Origin of the sequence: Burkholderia ubonensis, from assembly GCF_902833085.1 — a bacterium.
Lineage (GTDB): Bacteria > Pseudomonadota > Gammaproteobacteria > Burkholderiales > Burkholderiaceae > Burkholderia > Burkholderia ubonensis.
In genome coordinates, this window is record NZ_CADFEB010000007.1 from 360946 (window position 1) to 380269 (window position 19324).

Consider the following 19324-nt stretch of genomic DNA (forward strand, 5'->3'; position numbering starts at 1 on the left):
ATCGGGGCGTCACGGGGCGATCCCGTGAGCCTCTGGACCTTTACCCGACCGTGGAGCCGCCATGTACGTCCCAGCCCATTTCGACGAACCCCGCATCGAGACGCTGCACGCGCTGATCGCGCAGCATCCGTTCGGCAGCCTGGTCACGCACGGCAGGGGCGGGCTCGACGCGAACCACCTGCCGTTCGAGCTGATCGCCGGCGACGGCGGGCTCGGCGAGCTGCATGCGCACGTCGCGCGCGCGAATCCGGTCTGGCAGGACGTCGCTGACGGTGACGAGGTGCTGGTGATTTTCCGTGGGGGCGATGCGTATATCTCGCCGAGCTGGTATCCGAGCAAGCACGCGACGCACCGGCAGGTGCCGACGTGGAATTACGTCGCCGTGCATGCGCACGGGCGCGTCACGGTGCGCGACGACGAGCGCTTCGTGCGCGGCGTGGTCGCGCGGCTGACGCGTACGCATGAAGCGGCGCTGCCCGAGCCGTGGAAGATGGGGGATGCGCCGCAGGACTATATCGATACGATGCTGCAATCGATCGTCGGGCTGCAGATCGAGATCACGCGGCTGGTGGGGAAGCGGAAGCTGGGGCAGAACAAGGCGGTGGAGGATATTCGCGGGGCGGGGGAGGCGTTGGTCGCGCGGGGGGAAAGGGTGATTGGGGAGGCGATGCTTGGGGAGGTTGGGGGGGAGCGGGGGTAGGGCGGAGGAAACGCTCGATGTTATCGGCGCATTCTCGTCGGGCTGGCTGGTGATTTCGCGGCTCGGTGTGAATTTCGGGCCAGTTTCGACCTGCACCAAATTTGCACTGCAAGGGGCCGGTAAAGGAAAAGGTTCTTCACGGATTACCGGGATAGGCAGCCTTGATCTTGAGAAGGAAGTAGGCGCTGTTGCGGGAACCATAGGCCATACGCTTTATGACTTTGATGCAGTTGTTGATGCCTTCGAGCTGGCCGGTGTGCATCGGCCAGCGCACCCGCGAGAGGATGCCGTGCCAGTACGCGGCCAGTTTGTTAGCAAAGCGCTGGAGCGGTTCGGTGCCGCTCGCCCGAGCCTGCGCCAGCCGTGTTCGTGCACGCGCTCGCTATTGCGGCCGCAGCCCGAGCGTTGCGCGGGATGGCCGACCTGCGGCAGCAAGGTGATGTGCGTCACGCTGCGCGTGCGCTCGAGTTCGGAAACGCTGAAACCTTCCCGGAACGGGAGGTCGAGTTTATGATCGGCCATGAAAGCGGTGGTCGTTGGAATCGTCTGATTGGTCGCGCAACCAGTCTATTCCTTCGGGCACTGCTTTCCATTTGGGGCTGCTTTCACGCTAATCTGTGAAGAGCCTAAAAAAGCCCCAGAAGGGGGGCAGTAAGGCCTATCAATATCAGTAGGTCAAAAGCAATCGATCAGTTACTATGTGATTTTCCAATGTCTCCCCTTCCATTTGAAAGCGTTTCAGCATTGATCGGCCGCAATTCACATAAGCTTCTTCTTCAAAAACACCATGAGGAATATTCAAATGCAATAAACAATCGTTGGTCTGCTTTGAGCCGTCAATACTGAGTGCGACATAAACTCCTCGCTTTTTTGCGTGAGCAATCATGTCGAAAAGTTCTTGCAAGGAAAAATCTTGCGCACCGTACAGGATTGCTTGGCTATGACTATAAGGGGGGTCGCAATAAATCAAGTCGCCAGCTTTTGCGGCCTGAAATGCAGATTTGTAATCTTGGTGAATGAATTGGACATGATGAGTCCGTTCGTGCCACTCACGCACACGCATTGCAAACTTTTCTGGCGGCATAGGTTTGTGAGGGCCGCAAGGGGTAGACATATAGCCGTCATTCTTTCTGAATCTGACAACGCCGCCATAACAAGTACGGGTCAAGAATACGAAATCTGCCCCATTTGGGTTTTTGTTGTAGCTATCAAGAACGGTTGAATAAACTTCTTCCTTGTTGTTGGAAATCAATTCATGTCGATTTTTATACCAATCGATCAGAGTGGTGGGCTCATATTTAAGAGCGTGCCAGATTTGCATTAGCGGTTCAAAAACATCCGAACCGACAGCGTTTGTCGGTGCAAGAGTTCCCAAAACAGCACCACTACCAAGAAACGGTTCAAAGTAAGTTCCGTAGCTCTTGGGAAAGTAGGAAATGATCTCGTGGGCGAACCGCTGTTTGTTCCCTACCCATTTCAGCAGTTGCCCCTTGAACGGCTTGACCGAGTGTGACGGGGCAGGCACTGACGAAACAGGGGCGAGGTCTTCATGTGCGAAGAGTTCAGCTGTAACGGGGAGAGACTGCATGGGGCTGGGCTGGCTTTCTGGTGGACTGGGCGTCATACTAGCGTACTTTTTTCCGTCACAGTTCACTCTATGCAAGCCAACCCGACGTATGCTACCAAAGACCGAAAATTTTGGGCACAAGTGAAGCTGATCAGCCAGCTTGTCGGGTACACGGATAGGAGGACCAAGACGATTAAGCGGTTCACCTTGCTCGAAGTGCGGCAAGCTCTCTTGGCTGACGGTCTTTCCGTTGACTGGATGGGAACACTTGCGAATCCGAGCCAAGAGGCGATAGATTTGATCAAGTACTCGGAATACCGTTCGGATGTTTTGACCAATGAGGTTCGGCAGAACCTCATGAACTTGGAACAAGCAAAGGCTCTTTTCTACGACCTTAAGGGAAAATACAACCCAACTTGCCCTATTCCCTTGAATAAGCAATCTGGAGTCATGAAGGACTATAATTTCTTCACGGGCATTGTTAATATTCTGATTGACGAATCAACGGGTAGATCTGGTTGCGATTTTGACCCGCGAGCACTTACTGTTATCACCAGAGATAGCGAACCGCTGCGCACCTTGTCTCGCAGAGTGGACGGTGCATATCCAAGCACTGTTAATCCCAAAGCAATCTGGGAAATTAAAGAATATTATTACACCACTACTTTCGGTAGTCGGGTAGCTGATGGTGTCTACGAAACCCTGCTGGACGGCACTGAGCTTCAAGAGCTATACGATAACGAGGGAGTCGATGTCAAGCATTACCTATTCGTGGACGCGTATAAAACTTGGTGGGAAGACGGTAGATCGTATCTATGTCGAATGATTGACATGATAAATATGGGTTTGGTTGATGAAGTGATTTTCGGCAGAGAGGCGGTGACCAGAATTCCACATATTGTTAAGAATTGGGGTTGATTTTATTGATTTATGAAATAAAAAATCCAACCAGAGGGCCGGATTTTTTGATGGCGATAATAAGAGTGATTCGCTGAAACCTTACCGTCGTTGGTGCGATGTGTGCGTACGAGGCTGCGCGTACCTGGACGAACTCGGTGCGGAGGATGGTTCCGGTGAATGCACTGTAGATTGAGCCATGCGCGAGTTGGAGTTGGGTAGTCTCGATATCGAGTTCGCTGCGAAACAATCCATGCCAGCGTGAGGAGGTATCCATGCCAGCGTGACGGCGACTCAGCATAGCTGCTTGATAGGCCGGTGGGACCGCGCAACAGGCCTCTCCGCCGCTGTCGGCTGTGGCGCTGGCTAACCGGTTCCTAGGCAGACAGACTGACCTGCGGATTATGATGTCGAGGCGCGCGTCGAAGCGCGCGCTTGGCGTCCCGCCGGCGCGCCGCAGCTCGGATGGCGCGAACAGCGGCTACTGCGTCCGCGATACCCCCTGCGGGTTTTGCGCCATCGGCGCCGTTTTCACCGTCCGCGCCAGCGCATCCCGAATCGCCGCTTCTGTCTTGTCATACCCCCCTTCACCAAAGCGTGTGTAAACGATCTTTCCATTCCCATCGATCAGATACAACGCAGGCCAGTAGCGATTCCCGTACGCATTCCACGTGTCATAGCGGTTATCCTGCGCAACCGGATAGTGGATGCCGAAGCGGCCCAATGCATCCGCGACATTGCGCGCATCGCGCTCGAACGAATACTCGGGCGTATGCACGCCGATCACGACCAGCCCCTGATCCCGGTACTTGCGATACCAATCGTTGACATACGGAATCGTATGAATGCAGTTGATGCACGAATACGTCCAGAAATCGACGAGCACGACCTTGCCGCGCAACTGCCCGAGCGTCAGCGGCGCGCTGTTGTGCCAGCGCTCGATGCCGGCGAGCTCGGGCGCCGGCGCGCCGGCTTCCGCCATTGGCGGGACGGTCTGGCCGCGCGTCTCGGCGAACGCCGCGAATGCGGCGGCGGCGGCGAAGGCGGTAACGGCGGCGGCGGTCTTGAATCGGCTGAACATGGGGCATCCTCCGTGGATCGGGGCCGCGGCCGGCACGTGCGGGCCGCCGCGGTCGTTCGGGTTTCGACAGACCGTATTGGGCCGTGCGGCCGTATCCGGCATGTGTCCGCCACCCCGCCTGTTTGCAATGTCATGTATCCGCGGCCGGGCCGGATACACGGGGATACAAACCGGCGCGCGACTTGCGGTATAAAACGGACATCGCCCATCCGGAATCCCGCGGCACGCGCCGCACACTCGATCGCCTTCATGGACAAGACCGACCACGTACTGATCGTCGACGACGATCGCGGCATTCGCGAACTGATCGCCGACTACCTCGAAAAGAACGGCATGCGCGTGTCGCTGGCCGCGAACGGCCGCGAGATGCGCGCGGTGCTCGACAGCGGCGCCCCCGACCTGATCGTGCTGGACCTGATGATGCCGGGCGAGGACGGCCTCGTGCTGTGCCGCGAGCTGCGCGTCGGCAAGTTCCGCGCGGTGCCGGTGCTGATGCTGACCGCACGCGGCGAGGAAACCGACCGCATCGTCGGCCTCGAGATGGGCGCCGACGACTATCTCGCGAAGCCGTTCGCGGTGCGCGAGCTGCTGGCGCGAATCCGCTCGGTGCTGCGGCGCACGCGGATGCTGCCGCCCGGCATGCAGGTGACGGAAGCGGCCGGGATGCTCGGCTTCGGCGAATGGCGGCTCGATACGACCGGGCGGCACCTGCTCGACGCGGAAGGCACGCTGGTCGCGCTGAGCGGCGCGGAGTACCGGCTGCTGCGGGTGTTCCTCGATCATCCGCAGCGGGTGCTGACCCGCGACCAGCTGCTCAACCTGACGCAGGGGCGGCAGTCCGATCCGTTCGACCGCTCGATCGACCTGCTCGTGAGCCGCCTGCGGCAGCGCCTGCGCGACGGCGCGCGCGAGCCGCGCTACATCAAGACGCTGCGCAACGAGGGCTATGTGTTCTCGGCGGCGGTGACCGTCATCGAAGGCACGTCATGACGCCGCGCGCGATAGGGCGATGGCCGCGCACGCTGTTCGCGCGGCTCGCGCTGATTCTGTGCGTGGGCCTCGCGCTCGCGCAGACGCTGTCGTTCTGGCTGACGCTGACAGAGCGCGACCAAGCCACCACCAACCTGATGATGGGGTACATCGAACGCGAAGTCGCGAGCTCGGTGGCGCTGCTCGACCATCTGCCGCCCGCCGAGCGCACCGAATGGCTGCCGCGGCTCGCGCGGCGCAGCTATCAGTTCATCCTCGGGCCGGGCGAGACCGGCACGCCGCCGCAGGCGCGGCTGTCGGCGCGCGTCGAGCGGTCGATCTCGGACGGCATCGGCGGCGAGTACCCGTTGACCGCGAACGCGATGCCCGGCGATCGCGAGCATCTGCAGGTGCATCTGCGCCTGACCGACGGGTCGCCGCTGACGATCGACATCCATCCGATGTCGACGGTGCCGCTGTCGGGCTGGCTGCCGTTCGTGCTCGCGCTGCAGCTCGCGGTGCTGGCCGCGTGCTGCTGGCTCGCGGTGCGGCTCGCGACGCGGCCGCTCAAGCAGCTCGCGCAGGCCGCCGATGCGCTCGGCCCGGACCTGAAGGCGGAGCGCCTGAGCGAGGACGGCCCGTCCGAGGTCGCGCGCGCGGCGCGCGCGTTCAATGCGATGCAGGACCGCATCGCGCAGTACATGGCGGAGCGCATGCAGATCCTCGCGTCGATCTCGCACGACCTGCAGACGCCGATCACGCGGATGCGGCTGCGCGTCGACGTGATGGACGACGACGCGCAAGGCGCGAAGCTGCGCCAGGATCTGATCGAGATGGAGCATCTCGTGAAGGAGGGCGTCGCGTATGCGAAGACTTTGCACGGCACCGAGGAAGCCGCGCGGCGCACCGACCTCGATGCGCTGCTCGACAGCATCGTGTGCGACTACGCGGACGCGGGGCAGGCCGTCACGCTGCACAGCCGCGCGCCGATCGCGCTCGTCACTCGGCCGAAGGCGCTGCGCCGCATCGTCGGCAATCTCGTCGACAACGCGCTGAAGTTCTCCGGTGCGGCCGAGATCGACGTGACGGTAGCCCCCGACGGCGGCGCGGTCATCGCGGTGCTGGACCGCGGACCCGGCATTCCGGACGATCAACTCGACGCGGTGTTCGAACCGTTCCGGCGCGTCGAGACGTCGCGCAATCGCGAGACGGGCGGCACGGGGCTCGGCCTCGCGATCGCGCGGCAGCTCGCGCTCGCGATGGGCGGCGTGCTGACGCTGGCGAACCGGCCGGAAGGCGGGCTCGAGGCGCGGCTGACGTTGCGCAATCTCGCGGGCTAGGGCGGGCCGTTGAGCGGATCAGATCCGCGGCAGATGCGCATCGACGAGCGGCGCGAGCGCGCGCGCATGCACGGCGGCGAGATCATGCTGGCCGCCCGGCACGACGTGCAGCCGCGCATCGGGCAGCCGTTCGAGCAGGCGGTGGCCGGCCGCGACCGGGCTGATCGGGTCCGCGTCGCCCCATAGCAGCAGCGTCGGCTGCGCCACCCGGCCCAGCTCCGCCGACAAGTCGGCGCGAAACGATACGAACCAGTCGGGCAGGTGCGGATTCGCCGCGACGAATCCGGTGCGCCAATCCTGCGCGCCGAGACCCTGCATGTCGAGGCCCCCGGACGTGACCGTCAGCACCAGGTGCGTGACCCGCTCGGGCCGGTCGAGCGCCGCGCGCAGCGCGATCACGCCGCCCATCGACTGCGCGATCAGCGCGGTGGGCCGGTCGATGTGCCGCAGCACGCGCCGCACGAGGCCGTCGAAGTCGCGGACGTCCGGATCGGCGGGCTCGTCGCCGAAGCCGGGATAGGCGACGATGCGCCGCTCGGCGGGATGCGTCAGGTTGTCGATCAGCGGCTGCCAGAACGCGGTGCTGCCCGAGGCGCCCGGCAGGAAAAGCAGTTGCGATGGAATCGGCATGTCGGTTTGATCTCCGATGATTGAAGTGATGTGAGGGCTGCGCGGGCGTCGTTCGCTCTGTCCATCAGGCGCCGGTGTCTGCCTCCATCACGACGACAGAAGTGACGCCAATCTGCGCCGTGTCCATGGTTCGCCAACCAAGGCGCGCGTACAGGGACTCATTGCGGGGCGTAAACAGGAAAATCTTGCGGTGCCCCATACGCGATGCTTCGATACGCGCTCGCATCGACAATGCCGAAGCGATGCCTTTGCCGCGATGGGCGGGCGGAACGAACACCGCGGATAACCAGGGGCCAAGATGTTGGTGCGTCAACGTACTCTGAACCAGACTGGCGGTTCCTTGTGCTTCGCCATGGTCCGACAACGCCAAAAGCGTCAAGGGTAACGAATCGTCGGTAAGTTGGCTAAGGCGCGCCACCCGTTGTTCAAGCGTGACGACGGGATTCAGGTAACCAAATTGTTCGTCGTGCCATGCCGCAATAGTTGGAACAAGTTCAGGATGGCGTAGCAGGTGATCAATGTGCATCGTGTTCTCTCAATGTGTGTCCGTTGGCCATTGTTATGCCGGTTCGATGCCTGGCCAGCCCATCCGGCCGTGAGATCGGTGCGGGCCGTCCAATGGTCGGCGGGCGCCGCGCGTCAGTCGGTCGCGACGCGTGCGTACATCGCGAAATCGCCGGGCGTGCCGCGGACCATGCGATACGCGCGCAACAGTCCTTCGTAGCGGAAGCCGCACTTCTGCAGCACGCGCGCCGAGCGCGCGTTGGTCGCGAGGACGACGCCCTGGATTCGCACGAAGCCGTACTCGGCGAACGCCCATTCAGTGACGGCCGCGCATGCCGCGCTCGCGATGCCGCGCCCCCAATGCGACGGCGCGAGATCGTAGGCGATTTCCGCCGAGCGGTTCACGTCGGAAACGGTGTGCAGCCCGATCGTCCCGATGAGCGCGCCGCCGGCGTTGTCGTCGACGATCGCGAGGCGCCGGATCGAGTCCGGGTCCGGCGATTCGAAGCCGTCGAACAGCGGCAGCAGATCGTCGCGCGAGCGCAGGTTCCAGCTCGTGTGCCGGACGACGTCAGGGTTCGACAGATACGCGTACCACGCGTCGAGGTCCGGGCGAGCGAGCTGGCGGAGCGACAGGCCCGGACAGGGCAATCGGGGCGGCGTATCGATTTGCATGGTGGAGCATCTTCGTGCCGGGCAGATCATTCGACCTGTGCGCTGTCTTCCCTGTCGGCGACGTTCGTTGATTTGTCACGTTGGTGCCGGGAATAGGATTCCAGGAAATAAGCGCGGAGCGATTCGTTCGCGAATGTCTCTGCGGCAAAGCGTTCAGCTTGCTCTTGCTTGCTGCCTTCGTCGTAAAACGAGTGGTATTTGAACTGGAAGGTCGACGGCAATCGGTCCAGTATCCGGTGGACGAACGCGATGTGATCGGTCAGCCCGTTCAGCGTCTCGAATACAGTGAGGTTGGCCAATGCGTCGCACATCGAATCGATATCGGTCTCTTCCAGCGTGGCCGCATTGGCTAGCCAATCGCGAATGTGGCGCAAGCCATCATCCTCCGTTTGGCCGTTCGCGACGCCATCGTTCCAGGACCACAGCACGAGCCATGCTGCGGTGAAACATGCGCTCCTTTCGGCCGAGCGCCGTGCGCTGAGTCCAATGAATTTCGTAAGATATCCCGCTTCTGCGAGTGGACGGATCAGGGGCTTGGCAAGTCCGGGATTAGCGCGGACGAGTGAAGCTAGCAACTCGATGGACGAAATCGTGCCTAGGTAGTCGCTTCCGCTCGCTTGCTTGAATTCTTCGGTGACTGTATCGCCTACCTTGCGGAATGCGTCATGATCTCGCTTGCCGAGCAGGTGCAAAATCTGCCGGGATTCCATGTTCCATTGCGCATCGGCGAATTTGATCAGAAGTCTGCTTAGCTCGGTATCGCCACCTTGGCACGTGCAGTTCTCAAGCGCGTCCGGACGATATTCCGTTCTGTTCAGGATTTTGACAAGCGACGCAAAAGACTCTGAACTCAGCGGAAGCATGAGCAACTGAGGAAGATCGAGTATCGCGTCCGCGACGACCGTGTTCGAGAGAAGAAGGGGAAGGCCCTCAGGGACGCCCAAGTTGAGGGTCCACGGGGACGAGATTCCTGCGCTTTCAGCGTCCAGCTTTCTGCAAATTTCCTGCGCGATGGACTCCGGTTGTGGCAACGACGAAAGCGCTGTCGTGATGGACTTGATTGCGGACGCGTTCGCGAGCGGCAGGCGCTCGTATTCCGAGACGGCCCGCGTTGCGTTTTCCGCCAGCGTGATCAGAATGTCTTCGAATACCTGATTGAGCGCTTCGTCGGCGCTGCGCTTTTGATCGATGAATGTCCTCGCGGTCTGGGCGAATGCGGCAAGAGGGCCGGGAAACGCGGTGCATCGATGCAACGCGAAGCTCAGCAATTCTTGGTCCGCGTTTAGCATGTCGACAATGAACGCCTCGATTTTTCTGAGTCGCTGATCAAGCACTTCATCGGTCAACTCGATGGAGAAGATGTCCGCGAGGTCCTGTTGCGCATTGAGGTAGCCGATATGCCTCCGGTCCGGCACGCGGAGTCGAATGACGTTGAACGTCTTTTCAAGGTCGTCGCGGCCCGTCAGGCGCTTCATATAGTCCGCTACGTCCAACGCGGTGCCGTCGGCGTTCAAGCCCCGCTCCCAAAGCAGATAGGCGGCCAGCACTTCGATGCTGATCGCATCCTTGTCAGAGCCTTCCTGGTCCTCCTGCAGGCCGCGTTCGACATAGAGCGCGACCAGGCTGTTGATATAGCCGATGATCGCGCGCGGCGTCAGCTTGCTCGCGTCCAGATCTTCCGCATACAGATTGATGACGGTGTCCCGGCTCTTCCTGTTCAGCTTTTCGAACGCGACAGCCATGCGATCCTCGAAAAACGATCGCCAGAAGTGCTTCGTCATGTCAGGAACCGTGAAGCGAACCTGAAACACCTTCTCCAGTGCATAGTTCTTCTCATGCGCCGAATCGGGATTCACTCGATCGGCCCGCGCCATCGGCACCAGCAGCCACAGCCGTTCGTACCACGGTTCCTTCCGGAACGTCGGATTGTCGAGAAAGGAACGCAGCAGCGCCCAGGTCGCCTGCACTTCGGCGGCGTCCACGCGATCGAGGTTGTCGACGACGATCACCAGCTTGCGATTGGGCCGTGCGGGATTGCCCAATACCGAGCCGAGCAGCGCGAGAAAAGCGCTCTGGAATTCAAGCGACGTCGGTTCCCCGGCTTCGGTTACCGTCACGGTTTCGCGGTCCGGTTGCCGTCGCAGAAAGAGACTCAGCGTGCGGCCGGTCAGCGGCCGCAGCAGCTTGTAAGCCCCGAAGCCCAGCACGGCGGCCCATGCGACGGAAGCAAAGAAGCCCTTGCCCTGCGCCAGCGACGAGATCGCGGAATTCAGCAGCGGCGCGACCAGCCCGACGCAGAGCAGCGACGTAATGATCGTCTGGTCGCTGTCGTTGAAGACGAGCTCGCTGCGCTTCGACGTTTTCTTGAGCCGCTTCGCCAGGAACTCGATCCGCTCGGTCCATTCGTCGGCTTCGTCGTGCAACTGGAGATCGGGAATCCATCGTCCGCGCAATTTTGCGACCAGTGCTTCGAAGAACGCGCGCCGCAGCGGGTCGCCCGTATGCACCCACGCGTCGTATTCGAACACGACGACATCCGGATCGTTCACGCCGGGGGGATTCGCCTGCCGCGATTCGAACTCGTGTGCGAGCAGCCGGACGACGGTCGACTTGCCGACGCCCCAGTTGCCGTCCAGTCGGATGCTCTGGCCTCCGTTGCAACTCCTGATCAGCGTCGCGATGGTCGCGGCGATGCGATGGTGCGGCCCCTGGATCGCGTTCTTTCCTGCGGGAATATCAGCCAGAAGTTGCGGCATGTCGGCTCCAGCGTGAACGTGCGGTCTTGATTGATTGGTATGAGCATCGACGCGCGGCTTAATGCCCGCTTTTATTCGATGCGTAATGGACGTATCGAGGACGTATCGACGAGCCAGCCAGTGTACTCGACACCGCGTCCGCCGAAACCCGTCATTTCTTGCGGTAAACGTTATCGGCGGATGGCGATGATGATTTGTCCGCCAACCGTAAAACGATCGCGCCTATTCAATCGAATTCAATGTGAAATCGGTCGCGCCCGCGCGTCGCCGCCGACTATCTCGTTTTCCACAAGAAACTCTTTTCATTCTTCCGCTTTCAAATGGAATCGGTTCCATCTACCATGGCGAGCCGTTTCGGGCGCGCTCCGGCATGCCTGACGCGCGTCACGTTCGTAGAAGCCGGCGACCAAGCATCGTCGCGCACCCTGTCAACTCGCACCTAGAACAACGGGTTTCACGCCCGGAGACAAGCCATAACCATGCACAAGCAACTCGTCGCAGCGTCGCTGCTGCTTCCGCTCGCGGGCATCGCCACCGCGCAGAGCGCCGTCACGCTGTACGGCATCGTCGATGCGGGCGTCACCTATCGCAGCGACGAACGGGTCGGCGCCGCGGGCAATTACACGGGCCACTCGAACGTCGGGCTCACGACCGGCAACCTGTCCGGCAGCCGCTGGGGCATCAAGGGAATGGAGGATCTCGGCGGCGGCCTGCGCGCGCTGTTCGTCCTCGAAAACGGCTTCGACATCACCAACGGCACGTCCGGGCAGGGCGGCCGCCAGTTCGGCCGCCAGGCGTTCGTCGGCGTCGGCAGCGACCGCTACGGCACGGTGTCGCTCGGCCGCCAGTACACGTCGCTCGACGACTTCGTGAGCCCGGTCGGGCCGTCGGCCTACATCGGCGGGTTCGGCGCGCATCCGGGCGACATCGACGATCTCGACCAGACCGCGCGCGTCGACAGCTCGATCAAGTACACGAGCGCGAACTACGCGGGCTTCACGTTCGGCGCGCTGTACGGCTTCGGCGGCCAGCCGGGCAGCATGAAGCAGCGCAATACGTGGAGCGTCGGCGCCGCGTATGCGGCGGGCCCGCTGCGCGTCGGCGTCGGCTACGAGCGCGCCGACAACAGCAAGACCGGCGCGAACGACAAGACGGCCGGCAAGTGGCAGAGCACCGACGACGGCCTGTTCAATTCGTCGATCAACGAAGGCTACGCGAGCGCGCAGTCGCAGCAGGTCATCGCGACCGGCGCGACCTACGATTTCGGCCCGGCGCTTGTCGGCGTGAACTACAGCAACGTGCAGTATCGCGGCGGCGATCGCTCGCTGTTCTCCGGGCACGCGACCTTCAACGTCGCGGGCGTCTTCGCGCGCTGGAAGGTGCGGCCGCAGACGCAGCTGTTCGCCGGCTACAGCTACACGCGCGGCAGCGAGATCGAGGGCGCCGACGGCCGCGCGCAGTATCACAACGTGACGCTCGGCGCGGTCTACGACCTGTCGAAGCGGACCAGCGTGTACCTGCTCGGCGCATACCAGCACGCGTCCGGCACGACGCTCGATGCGCAAGGGCGGCCGGTGGCGGCGACCGCGTCGGTGTCCGACAAGGCGAACAGCCACTCGTCCGATGCGCGTTCGCAGGCGATCGTCAGCATCGGCATGCGTCAGCGGTTCTGACGGACGGCCTATACTCGGGCCTCTTCACAAGGAGGCGAAATGACTCGAGAGCGTTCCGTGCGCTGCCTGTGCGGCGCGGTGACCGTCACGCTGCAGGGCGAACCCGCGGCAAGGGCGAATTGCCATTGCGGGACGTGCCGCGACTTCTACGGCACGTCCATGCTGTCGGCCACCGCGTGGGGCAGCGAGCAACTCGCCGTCACCGGTGCGAATGCGACGTTCGCGCATCCGACGAAAGCGATGTCGCGCACGTTCTGCGCGTCGTGCGGCGAAATCGTGTTCGGCACGAACCGGCTCGGGATGCGCGTCGTGCCCAACAGCCTGAACGCTCGCGCGCACGATGGCCAACTGCCCGGCGAACTGCAGCCGACGATGCACCTGTTCTATCGGCAGCGGGTGATCGACGTCGTCGATCCGCTGCCCAAGTATCTCGACGGCTGGGACGGCCCGACGCTGGAAGCCGCGAGCTGATCGTCCCCGGGGCGGGATGTCGTCGCGGCGCTCGCACGCGATTCCCGCCCCCTTCGCAGCCGGTCATCGGCCGCGGCAGAATGCAATTCCGCAAGAAACATAATTATTCGAACATTAATTTTTGCTTTCATTCGAATTTCGATTCGCAATGATTGAGTCAGGCTTCGTCGAAATCGGAAAAACGCGTGGCAGTGCGAAAAAATGACGCGCTGCTTTCGAGCGATCCGGGAGAAAGTGCCGAAAAATCGGCATTGAAATGCGAATGCCCGCGGCCGGACGAAAAAAACTGGCGTAGCCGGATGCGCGTGATGAACAATTCATTGCGCCACCGGCACGTGATGCGCGGCCAATCACCAATGTTTCATGTCCTGCGATTTACATTGTCGAGGGACGATCGTCACGGGAGCATTATTCATGTCCATGAAACAAATTCGCGCGGCATTGCTCGGCGCATTGCTCGCGGCGATCGCATCGGCCGTTCACGCGCAATACTCGACCGACTGGATCGCGAACACGTTCGGCACGATCGCCGCGCACGTCGGCAACGGCGCGCGGTCGATGTGGGTCGCGCCGGAAGGCGTGATCTACACGTCGTCGCGCTGGGACGAAAACGCGGGCGGCGTCGCGATGTACCAGAACGGCCAGGGCATCGGCACGATCGGGCTGCACGACGAGTTCCAGGGAGGGGCCATCACCGGCAACGCGTCGTCGCTGTTCGTCGCGCTCGGCTACAACCGGACGTTCGGCAGCGGGTCGGTGGGGCGCTACAACCGGTCGACGAACACCCGCGACCTGCGCATTCCGGTCAGCGTGTGGACGGGCGTGCAGTACGCGGACGTGATCACCGGGCTCGCGACGGCCGGCACGCTGCTGTACGTGAGCGATTTCTACGGCAATCGCGTGCGCGTCTATACGACCGATGGAGTCTGGCAGCGCGACATCAACGTGACAGGCCCCGGCGCGCTCGCGCTCGACGCCGCGGGCAACCTGTGGGTCGCGCGCAAGAGCGCGGGCGTGGTCGTGCAGTACAGCCCGGCGGGCACGCTGATGAACACGATCCAGATGGGCGCCGCATCGCGGCCGTCGGCGCTGTATTTCGACGCGTCGACGGGGCTGCTGATGGTCGGCGACGAAGGCCCCGACATGAACATCAAGAGCTACGGCCTGGTCGGCATCCCCGCGCAGGTCGGCACGTTCGGCGTGCAGGGCGGCTATCTCGACACCACGTCGGGCATCAAGGGGCAGGTGGGCGACAAGCGCTTCACGCGGGTCGCGGGCATCGGCAAGGATGCGGCCGGCAACCTGTACGTGCTGAACAACGCGTGGGGCGGCGGCTGGGATCTCGGGCGCAACGGCAGCACCGACCTGCATTCGTACAGCCCGGCGGGCGCGCTGCAATGGAAGCTGCAGGCGCTGAACTTCGAGGCGATCGCCGCGCCGGACCCGGCAACGGACGGCGCGTTCTTCTACAGCGGCGCCAACATCTATACGGGCACCGCCGGCGGCACGTTCGTCGCGAACACGATCGATCCGTTCACCTATCCGCGCGATCCGCGCCTCGACATGAAGGACTATCAGCGCGGCCAGCATTTCGGCCAGCTCGTGACGGTCGGCGGCAACCGGATTCTCGTCGCGTCCGGCCAGAACCCCGGCAACTTCAACTTCTACTACTTCAACGCGGCGAGCGGCTACATCGCGATTCCGGCCGGCTCGCTGCCGGGCAAGCCGTTCAACACGACGCTGCAGGTCACCGCGGGCTTCGCGATCGACGGCAACGGCGACGTGTGGGCCGGCCTCAACGGCACGAACGCGATCACCCACTATCTGATGACGGGCTTCGACGCGACCGGCAAGCCGTCATGGGGCAAGCCGACGACGATTCCGGTGCCGGCCACCGTCGCGCCGGTCACGCGCATCGTCTACCAGTCGGACAGCGACACGATGATCCTCGCGCAGGGGCTCGCGGGGAACTGGGACTGGACGGCGATGAACGGCTACATCGAGGTCTATCACGGCTGGAAGGCCGGCAATACGAGCGCGCCGAACCCGGTGATCACGCTCACGAGCCCCAACCCGAAATCGATCGCGGCGGCCGGCCATTACCTGTTCGTCGGCTACGTGCACACGGTGCCGAACATCGACGTGTTCGATCTCGATACCGGCAGCCTCGTCACCACGCTGACGAATTCGAACCCGGCGGCGATGGACGTCGGCAACGACGTCGACTCGATGTACGGGATTCGCGCGTATCTCCGCTCGACCGGCGAGTACGTGATCACGAAGGACAACTACAACGGCTCCAGCATCGTCGTGTATCGCTGGCGTCCGTGATCACGTCCGCGCGGCCATGCGGCCGCGTCAGCGCGGGCCGGGTGCGCCGAGCACGCGGCCGTTCACGGTCCGGCCGTACATCGAGTCGGGGTTGTCGTGAAAGCGCGCACGCGTGGCCTCGACCGACCCCGTGAAGCGCGGGTCCTGCGGCCGTTCGTGGCTGTCCATGAAGGTCGCGACGTCCCACGCCTGCTGGTCGGTCAGCGTGCCGCCGAGCCCGAGCGGCATGTTGGCCTTGATGAAGCCGGCCGCATTCCGGATGTCGCCCATGCCCGCGCCCCAGTTGAACGAGCGCGCGCCCCACAGCGGCGGGAACACCGTCTTGCCGCCGCTCGACTGCCCCTGTCCGTCCGCGCCGTGGCACAGCGCGCAATGCTGCGCGTAGACGGCGGCGCCGCGCGCATAGTCGGGTTTCTGCGCGGGCGGCGGCAGTTTCGGAAAGCCCTGGCCGGGCAGCTTCCCGCCGATCGGCGCGCCCTGCGCGAGCCAGTACGCGTAGGTTTCGAGCGCGACCAGGATCGGGTCGCCGTTCGGCGGCGCCTTGCCGTTCATGCTGTAGCGAAAGCACCCCTGCAGGCGTTCGGCGAACGTGTTCACGTGGCCGTTCTTGATGCGGTAGGCCGGATACAGCGGATACGCGCCCCACATCGGGCTCGAATCCGCGCGGCGGCCGGCGTCGAGATGGCAGCTCGCGCAGGTCAGCGGGTTGCCGACGTATTTGCCCGCGAACTCGGGCGTGTGCATGAAGATCCGTTCGCCGAGCTTCACGGTCTTGCCGAATTCGTCGTCGGGCAGCGCCGATTCGGCGGGCGGGGTAAACGGCTGGGCGGGCGCTGGCGTTGCGGTTGCGGCCGCGGTGTTTGCGGCGGGCGCGGGTGCGGCCGACGGATCGGCCGCCGCGAACGCCGCGCCGCAGGCGGCCGCGCCCAGCAGCGCGGCCAGCGCGCGACGATAAGGATGGTGAGCCGGGCGGAATCGATCGGTCATGGCTGGCCTCCTTGTGATGCCGAACCGGCCGACGGCGCGGCGGCGCGGGTGTAGTAGGCGGTCACCGCGTCGATGTCGGCGTCGGACAGCTTGCTCGCGACGAGCGGCATCAGCGCCATCGGCCCGGGCGGGCGCGCGCCGTGTTTCCAGCCGTGCAGCTGGTTCGCGAGATAGGCGGCCGGCTGGCCGGCCAGCGGCGGAAACGCGCTGCCCACGCCGATGCCGCCGGGCCCGTGGCATTGCGCGCAGGCGGGCAGCCCCTGCGTCCAGCGTCCGCGCGTCGCGAGCCATGCGCCGGTGTCCGACGGCGCGGCGGGCGCGTCGTCCTTGGCCGCGATGCCGGGCGGCGCGGGCAGCGACGCGAAGTACGCCGACACCGCGTCGCGCTCATGGGCGGACAGCGCTTTCGCGATCGGCTGCATGATGGGGTTCGGGCGGCTGCCGTCCGCGAACGCCGCCAGTTGCGCGGACAGATACGCGGCCGGCACGCCTGCCAGGCGCGGGAACGCGGCCGCCGCGTTGCCCTCGCCGTTCGCGCCGTGGCAACTGATGCACGCGGCGGCACCGGTTGCCGTGCCCTGGGCCGCGATGGTCTTGCCGAGCGCCGCGTCGTCGGCGTGGGCGCCGGGCGTGGCCGACAGCAGGCCCGCCGCGGTCAGCCACACGGCGGCGAAGCGGCGGCGCGGCTTCACGATCGAATCGTTCAAGTCTCCTCCATTGCGGGGTTCGCGTTGTGTTGCTTGTTGTGCGTTGTCGTGCGGCGGGCGCTCAGCCCGGGTCGGCTTGATCGTGCGGCCGTGTTCGCGTGCCGGTGTCCGTAGCCGTATCCGTGCTCGAAGCCGGGCCGGTGCGCGTGGCCGATGCCGCATCGTACCGGCCGAAGCCGTACCGCTGGAAGATCCGGAACGCGTCGGGCGACCGGATGAACGCGAGCCATTCGCGGGCCGCTTCCGGATGCGGCGCGCCGTTGACCAGCGCGGCCGCATAGATCTCGGTGGTGTTCTGGCCGGCGGGGATGTCCACGTGTGCCAGCGGATGCCCGGCCTGTTCGTGGAAGATCGCTTCGGATTTCCACAGCACGCCCGCATCGGCGCGCCCCTGCATCAGGAACAGCGCGGTCTCGCGATGGTGGACGCGGGTCAGCTCGGCCGTGCCCGCCTGCACCTTGTCCTCGTAGACGGCGCGCGCGAGCGCGTCGCCGCCCGCTTTCACGAGCGACGCCTTGATCTGCCGCGCGACGCCTTCGAACGCGGGGTTCGGCATCGCGAGCCGCAGCGCCGGCCTTGCGAGATCGTTCAGCGACGCGATGCGCTCCGGGTTGCCCGCGCGCACCATGATCGTCAGCTGGTTCGTCACGTACGGCACGGCTGGGCCCGTCAGCGTGCCGTCGGCGATCAGCGCGTCGACCTGCGCGAGGCCCGCGAAATACGCGTCGGGCTTGACCGTCCACGTCATGTTGCCGACGGTGATCGTGCCGCCGGCCTTGATCTGCGTGACGAGCAGGCCGGGCGGAATCGTTTCCCAGAAGATCTTGCCGCGATAGTCGGGGTGATCCTCCTCGAACTTCGCGACGAGCGGCGCCATCGCGAAGAAATAGTTGCCGCCGACGAACAGCACGAGCTTCGGCGCGCTCAGGTCGCCGTGGAAATCGGCGAGCACGTCGACTTGCGGCACCGTGAATTCGAGGCCGCGATGCAACGCGTCGTTGTTTCGGCCGTGCTGCCATGGCGGGAAGATGTCGGCCGGTGCGGGGAGTGCGACGGGGGCGGCGGCGCACAGCCAGCCCGCCAGCATCGCATGCAGGATGCGGCGGGTCCGGCGCGGCCGTGCAGGCGTATGGGAAGAAGCCATGTCGATCCTCACTTTGCGTACGAGAAGCCGACCCGCTGCAGCTCGGGCAGCGTGCCGACCGCGCCGGGCGTGATGATCGCGCTCGGGATCACGTGGTTGGTCAGGTCGGCGGCGAGCGCGTCGAGCGGCAGCTTGTCCGGGTTCGCGTTCACGCCGTCGAGCCGTTCCGCGAGTTCCCAGATCGCGTTGTGGCACGCCAGGAACACGACGCCCCGCTGCAGCAGCGCCGCGACGCTGTTGTCGTGCGCGGAAAACGCGCCGCCGGCGTTTTCGTGATCCTGTGGGGCTTGGGACTGCGCGGGCTTCGCGTCGAGCAGCGTGTTGGCCGGGAACGCGTTGCCGGCCAGCTTCGCGAGCCCGTATTTGTCCCACGCGGCCTGATCGTACAGCGCGAGCTGCGCGCTGCCGTGCGTTGCCGACACGACCAGGAAATCCGGGTGGCGGAACGACCAGACCTGCGCGTTCAGCGCATTGCGCATCAGGTTCAGCCACGGGCCGCCGAGCTCGGTGTTGTCCCAGACCTGCTTCGGGCCGCCGCGATAGCCGATCACTTCGGACAACGCCGCGTGGTCCCATTGGTCGGGGTGCTCGAGGATCATCGGCACCGTCTTGAAGTCGCGCCGTCTCGGTATGGCGGCGAGCCGCCGCGTGAGGTCGGCGAGGCGGGCGCCGCCGCCGGGCAGCAGCGATCCGGTGTCGGACTGCGCCGCCTGCGTTCGGTTCGCCGCCGCCAGGACGGCCGTGCCGGCCGCGAGGCCGAAGGTCTTCAGCGCGCTGCGGCGCGCATGCCGCTCGGACATGGCATCTCTCCCGATATCGTTCTTCGTGGATGCATGTCGCGGCGACGAAGCGTCGCGACTGCGTAGCCAGTCTAGAGGGGCGCGATCGATAC

General features: G+C 64.1%; 18 protein-coding genes and 1 pseudogene. 8 read left to right on the plus strand and 11 right to left on the minus strand.

The window, feature by feature from the left end:
• Positions 1–61 precede the first annotated feature (61 nt).
• On the plus strand, positions 62–700 hold the full coding sequence (locus tag HWX31_RS21505; protein WP_174963920.1) for an FMN-binding negative transcriptional regulator: 639 nt from the start codon (positions 62–64) through the stop codon (positions 698–700).
• Positions 701–836: 136 nt separating this feature from the next.
• Here HWX31_RS21505 and HWX31_RS21510 read toward each other — a convergent pair.
• Positions 837–1070: pseudogene (locus HWX31_RS21510) on the minus strand (transposase); the annotation flags it as partial.
• A gap of 44 nt (positions 1071–1114) precedes the next feature.
• On the opposite strand from HWX31_RS21510, the gene HWX31_RS21515 reads away from it, so the two are divergent.
• Entirely contained in the window at positions 1115–1321 is a 207-nt protein-coding gene (locus HWX31_RS21515) for a hypothetical protein (protein WP_174963921.1), read from the plus strand.
• A 46-nt stretch (positions 1322–1367) separates the two neighbouring features.
• On the opposite strand, the gene HWX31_RS21520 is transcribed toward HWX31_RS21515, so the two are convergent.
• A complete protein-coding gene (locus HWX31_RS21520; RefSeq protein ID WP_244143797.1) occupies positions 1368–2324 on the minus strand; it encodes a DNA adenine methylase in 957 nt (318 codons plus the stop codon).
• Between the two features lie 33 nt (positions 2325–2357).
• Between HWX31_RS21520 and HWX31_RS21525 the strand changes: the two genes are divergently transcribed.
• A complete protein-coding gene (locus HWX31_RS21525; protein WP_174963922.1) occupies positions 2358–3185 on the plus strand; it encodes a DUF7687 domain-containing protein in 828 nt (275 codons plus the stop codon).
• A gap of 460 nt (positions 3186–3645) precedes the next feature.
• On the opposite strand, the gene HWX31_RS21530 is transcribed toward HWX31_RS21525, so the two are convergent.
• Positions 3646–4245: a thioredoxin family protein gene (locus HWX31_RS21530; protein WP_174963950.1), complete on the minus strand. Its 600-nt coding sequence runs from the start codon at positions 4243–4245 to the stop codon at positions 3646–3648.
• A 249-nt stretch (positions 4246–4494) separates the two neighbouring features.
• Here HWX31_RS21530 and HWX31_RS21535 point away from each other — a divergent pair, with 249 nt between their 5' ends.
• Together HWX31_RS21535 and HWX31_RS21540 are read left to right on the plus strand one after the other, a co-directional pair.
• Positions 4495–5235, plus strand: a complete 741-nt coding sequence (locus HWX31_RS21535; RefSeq protein WP_042588636.1) for a response regulator — start codon at positions 4495–4497, stop codon at positions 5233–5235.
• Positions 5232–6554 carry an ATP-binding protein gene (locus tag HWX31_RS21540; protein ID WP_174963923.1) on the plus strand — a complete coding sequence of 441 codons (1323 nt, stop codon included), beginning with the start codon at positions 5232–5234 and terminating at the stop codon, positions 6552–6554. Before HWX31_RS21535 ends, HWX31_RS21540 begins: the two co-directional genes overlap by 4 nt.
• Positions 6555–6572: 18 nt before the next feature.
• On the opposite strand, the gene HWX31_RS21545 is transcribed toward HWX31_RS21540, so the two are convergent.
• The 4 genes from HWX31_RS21545 to HWX31_RS21560 form a co-directional block, all read right to left on the minus strand.
• Positions 6573–7184, minus strand: a complete 612-nt coding sequence (locus tag HWX31_RS21545) for an alpha/beta fold hydrolase (RefSeq protein ID WP_174963924.1) — start codon at positions 7182–7184, stop codon at positions 6573–6575.
• 64 nt (positions 7185–7248) lie between these two features.
• The gene (locus tag HWX31_RS21550; protein WP_174963925.1) at positions 7249–7710 is read right to left on the minus strand and encodes a GNAT family N-acetyltransferase; all 462 of its coding nucleotides are present in this window, start codon (positions 7708–7710) and stop codon (positions 7249–7251) included.
• Positions 7711–7823: 113 nt separating this feature from the next.
• Complete coding sequence (locus tag HWX31_RS21555; protein WP_174963926.1) at positions 7824–8363, minus strand: GNAT family N-acetyltransferase; 540 nt, start codon at positions 8361–8363, stop codon at positions 7824–7826.
• A 26-nt stretch (positions 8364–8389) separates the two neighbouring features.
• Positions 8390–11119 (minus strand): P-loop NTPase fold protein, encoded by a 2730-nt coding sequence (locus tag HWX31_RS21560; protein ID WP_174963927.1) that lies wholly within the window; start codon positions 11117–11119, stop codon positions 8390–8392.
• A gap of 479 nt (positions 11120–11598) precedes the next feature.
• On the opposite strand from HWX31_RS21560, the gene HWX31_RS21565 reads away from it, so the two are divergent.
• The 3 genes from HWX31_RS21565 (at position 11599) to HWX31_RS21575 (ending at position 15594) form a co-directional block, all read left to right on the plus strand.
• A complete protein-coding gene (locus tag HWX31_RS21565) occupies positions 11599–12792 on the plus strand; it encodes a porin (protein ID WP_174963928.1) in 1194 nt (397 codons plus the stop codon).
• Positions 12793–12831: 39 nt separating this feature from the next.
• On the plus strand, positions 12832–13263 hold the full coding sequence (locus HWX31_RS21570; RefSeq protein ID WP_174963929.1) for a GFA family protein: 432 nt from the start codon (positions 12832–12834) through the stop codon (positions 13261–13263).
• A gap of 414 nt (positions 13264–13677) precedes the next feature.
• Entirely contained in the window at positions 13678–15594 is a 1917-nt protein-coding gene (locus HWX31_RS21575; RefSeq protein ID WP_174963930.1) for an SMP-30/gluconolactonase/LRE family protein, read from the plus strand.
• A 27-nt stretch (positions 15595–15621) separates the two neighbouring features.
• Here the strand turns inward: HWX31_RS21575 and HWX31_RS21580 are convergent, their stop codons facing one another.
• The 4 genes from HWX31_RS21580 to tetH all read right to left on the minus strand — a co-directional run bounded on the left by HWX31_RS21580 (position 15622) and on the right by tetH (position 19232).
• On the minus strand, positions 15622–16581 hold the full coding sequence (locus tag HWX31_RS21580) for a c-type cytochrome (RefSeq protein ID WP_174963931.1): 960 nt from the start codon (positions 16579–16581) through the stop codon (positions 15622–15624).
• A complete protein-coding gene (locus tag HWX31_RS21585; protein ID WP_174963932.1) occupies positions 16578–17288 on the minus strand; it encodes a c-type cytochrome in 711 nt (236 codons plus the stop codon). The genes HWX31_RS21580 and HWX31_RS21585 overlap by 4 nt, the downstream gene beginning before the upstream one ends.
• Before the next feature lie 61 nt (positions 17289–17349).
• The gene (locus HWX31_RS21590; protein WP_174963933.1) at positions 17350–18432 is read right to left on the minus strand and encodes a molybdate ABC transporter substrate-binding protein; all 1083 of its coding nucleotides are present in this window, start codon (positions 18430–18432) and stop codon (positions 17350–17352) included.
• An 8-nt stretch (positions 18433–18440) separates the two neighbouring features.
• Complete coding sequence (gene tetH, locus HWX31_RS21595; protein ID WP_174963934.1) at positions 18441–19232, minus strand: thiosulfate dehydrogenase; 792 nt, start codon at positions 19230–19232, stop codon at positions 18441–18443.
• Positions 19233–19324: the final 92 nt, after the last annotated feature.

What these genes read in the sequence shown, in the direction of transcription:
- HWX31_RS21515 (WP_174963921.1), top strand. Translation starts at nt 1,115, where the DNA reads ATGGCCGACCTGCGGCAGCAAGGTGATGTGCGTCACGCTGCGCGTGCG.
- HWX31_RS21545 (WP_174963924.1), bottom strand. Translation starts at nt 7,184, where the DNA reads ATGCCGATTCCATCGCAACTGCTTTTCCTGCCGGGCGCCTCGGGCAGC.
- HWX31_RS21505 (WP_174963920.1), top strand. Translation starts at nt 62, where the DNA reads ATGTACGTCCCAGCCCATTTCGACGAACCCCGCATCGAGACGCTGCAC.
- HWX31_RS21570 (WP_174963929.1), top strand. Translation starts at nt 12,832, where the DNA reads ATGACTCGAGAGCGTTCCGTGCGCTGCCTGTGCGGCGCGGTGACCGTC.
- HWX31_RS21580 (WP_174963931.1), bottom strand. Translation starts at nt 16,581, where the DNA reads ATGACCGATCGATTCCGCCCGGCTCACCATCCTTATCGTCGCGCGCTG.
- tetH (WP_174963934.1), bottom strand. Translation starts at nt 19,232, where the DNA reads ATGTCCGAGCGGCATGCGCGCCGCAGCGCGCTGAAGACCTTCGGCCTC.
- HWX31_RS21575 (WP_174963930.1), top strand. Translation starts at nt 13,678, where the DNA reads ATGTCCATGAAACAAATTCGCGCGGCATTGCTCGGCGCATTGCTCGCG.
- HWX31_RS21525 (WP_174963922.1), top strand. Translation starts at nt 2,358, where the DNA reads ATGCAAGCCAACCCGACGTATGCTACCAAAGACCGAAAATTTTGGGCA.
- HWX31_RS21565 (WP_174963928.1), top strand. Translation starts at nt 11,599, where the DNA reads ATGCACAAGCAACTCGTCGCAGCGTCGCTGCTGCTTCCGCTCGCGGGC.
- HWX31_RS21590 (WP_174963933.1), bottom strand. Translation starts at nt 18,432, where the DNA reads ATGGCTTCTTCCCATACGCCTGCACGGCCGCGCCGGACCCGCCGCATC.
- HWX31_RS21535 (WP_042588636.1), top strand. Translation starts at nt 4,495, where the DNA reads ATGGACAAGACCGACCACGTACTGATCGTCGACGACGATCGCGGCATT.
- HWX31_RS21530 (WP_174963950.1), bottom strand. Translation starts at nt 4,245, where the DNA reads ATGTTCAGCCGATTCAAGACCGCCGCCGCCGTTACCGCCTTCGCCGCC.
- HWX31_RS21560 (WP_174963927.1), bottom strand. Translation starts at nt 11,119, where the DNA reads ATGCCGCAACTTCTGGCTGATATTCCCGCAGGAAAGAACGCGATCCAG.
- HWX31_RS21550 (WP_174963925.1), bottom strand. Translation starts at nt 7,710, where the DNA reads ATGCACATTGATCACCTGCTACGCCATCCTGAACTTGTTCCAACTATT.
- HWX31_RS21520 (WP_244143797.1), bottom strand. Translation starts at nt 2,324, where the DNA reads ATGACGCCCAGTCCACCAGAAAGCCAGCCCAGCCCCATGCAGTCTCTC.
- HWX31_RS21540 (WP_174963923.1), top strand. Translation starts at nt 5,232, where the DNA reads ATGACGCCGCGCGCGATAGGGCGATGGCCGCGCACGCTGTTCGCGCGG.
- HWX31_RS21555 (WP_174963926.1), bottom strand. Translation starts at nt 8,363, where the DNA reads ATGCAAATCGATACGCCGCCCCGATTGCCCTGTCCGGGCCTGTCGCTC.